The sequence below is a fragment of the Curtobacterium sp. B18 genome, assembly GCF_000333375.1.
Taxonomy (GTDB): Bacteria; Actinomycetota; Actinomycetes; order Actinomycetales; family Microbacteriaceae; genus Curtobacterium.
On sequence record NZ_BACZ01000456.1, the window covers coordinates 1 to 1,427 of the forward strand.

The following is a 1,427-nucleotide window of genomic DNA, read 5'->3' on the forward strand; positions in this document are numbered from 1 at the left end:
ATCGGCGGGCGCCCGGGGCCACGCACGTCCTTTACCTCGTGGTCCTCGGCGTCGTGTTCGGCGCGGCGGCGCTCCTCGCGGTGCCCACGGCACCCCGCCGACGCCGTGCCACCTCGAACGTCATCGAGGCCGAGGAACCCGCCACCACCTTCGACGAGGAGCGCGACGAATGAGCCGTACCCCCGCCTCCGTCCGCCGCTGGGTCGTCCGCGGCACGGCGACCGCGATCGCCGTCGTGGTCGCCGCCGGCGCCGTCACGGCCGCGCACGCCATCGGCACCGAGACCGCACCAGGGCGTCCCGCGGGCAAGACCGTGACGCCCGTCCCGGCGGACGCCGAGCGCGTCTGCGCCGGCAACGCCCTCCGACTCTCCGACGACGCCGGCAACGACGCGACGAAGGCGAGCACGGTCGGGACCGCCACCGTCGCCACCGCGACCACCGGGTCGAGCGTCGAGCGCTCCGGGCTCGACGACTCCTCGACGGGCGGGAGCAAGCCGCGCCTCCTTACCGCACCCGCGGGGGACACGACCCCGCAGGTCGCCGGCAGCAGCTACCAGAGCGTCGCGAGTGGTGACCTCGTCGGGGTCGGCGCTGCGTCGTGCGACGACCCGAGCCAGTCCACCTGGCTCGTCGGCGGGTCCACCGAGACCGGCCGCACGTCCCTCGTCACCCTGTCGAACCCGACCGACGTGAACGCGACCGTCGACCTGTCGATCTACGACGGCTCCGGGACGGTCAGCGCCCCCGGCACGACGGGCATCGTCGTCGCACCGAACACGCAGAAGGTCGTCCCGCTCTCCGGGTTCGTGTCCGACCAGGGATCGACCGTCGTGCACGTCGAGTCGTCCGGCGGCCAGATCGTCGCGCACATGCAGGAGTCGATCGTCCGGACGCTCACCCCCGGCGGCTTCGACATCATCTCCGGCGGCGCCGCACCCGCGACGTCGCAGATCATCCCCGGCGTCGTCCTCGACGGCGCCCAGGAGGCCCAGCGCGGCGACGACACCGCCGACGCCGCACCGATCGTCCGCCTCTTCGTCCCCGGCGCCGAGGCGGCCCGCGTGACGCTCGGCATCACCACCGCCGACGGGGGCGGCTCCACCGTGAACGCCACCGCCGAGCCCGGCGTCGTCACCGACGTCGCCCTCGACGACTTCCCGGACGGCCGCTACGCCTTCACCGTGACGTCGACCGAGCCGCTCGTCGCCGGCGCCCGCACGACGACGCCGACCGACGACGGCCGCACGGACGTCGGGTGGTTCGCCTCGGCGGACCCGCTCGGCTCGTCCACGATCACCGCGGTCGCGCCCGGCGAGAACCAGCGCCTGACGCTCGTCAACCCGACCCGGTCCGACGCCGACGTCACAATCCGCTCGGCGAATAGACGCAGGACGTCCAGGTCGTCGCCGGCGGTGTCCGCACCGT

1 protein-coding gene is annotated in these 1,427 nt (G+C 74.3%); it reads left to right on the forward strand.

What is annotated here, in order from left to right; all coding sequences use genetic code 11:
- Positions 1-169: 169 nt before the first annotated feature.
- A partial coding sequence (locus tag I5E_RS12310) for a DUF5719 family protein (protein ID WP_022907249.1) occupies positions 170-1,427 on the forward strand: 1,258 nt, incomplete at its 3' end.